The sequence below is a fragment of the Pseudomonas sp. GW460-LB5 genome (genome assembly GCF_059423245.1).
Map to the genome: position 1 here is coordinate 1 of NZ_JBWKXT010000146.1, position 530 is coordinate 530.

At 56.0% G+C, this 530-nt stretch carries 1 protein-coding gene; it reads right to left on the minus strand.

The window, feature by feature from the left end:
• On the minus strand, nt 1-530 hold a 530-nt coding region (locus tag AC07XM_RS31105), incomplete at both ends, for a SulP family inorganic anion transporter (protein WP_146018949.1).

Genomic DNA, 530 nt, shown 5'->3' on the forward strand with positions numbered 1-530 from the left:
AGGTTGGTCGACAGCGGATGCTCTTTCAGATTACGCAAGGAATCCCAGCTAAAGGTGCCGATGGACACCATGATCATCACAGCCACGAGTGCCGCCATAGGGATTTTGGAGAGCCACTCGCCAAGAAATACCACCATCAGCAGCAGGAAAACGCCGGCACACAATGTCGAGAGACGGGTGCGGCCACCAGATTTCACGTTGATGATCGACTGGCCGATCATGGCGCAACCTGCCATGCCGCCAAGCATGCCGGCAGCGATGTTGGCCACACCCTGGCCTTTGCACTCGCGGTTTTTGTTGCTGGTGGTGTCGGTAAGGTCGTCGACGATGGTCGCGGTCATCATTGATTCGAGTAGACCCACTACTGCCAACGCAGCCGAGTACGGGAAAATGATGCGCAGGGTTTCAAAATTCAGCGGAACTTCAGGCCAGAGGAAGATCGGGAGCGTATCAGGCAGTTGGCCCATGTCACCGACGGTGCGGATATCCAAACCGAGGTAAATGGCGATGGCAGTCAGCGTCAGAATGCA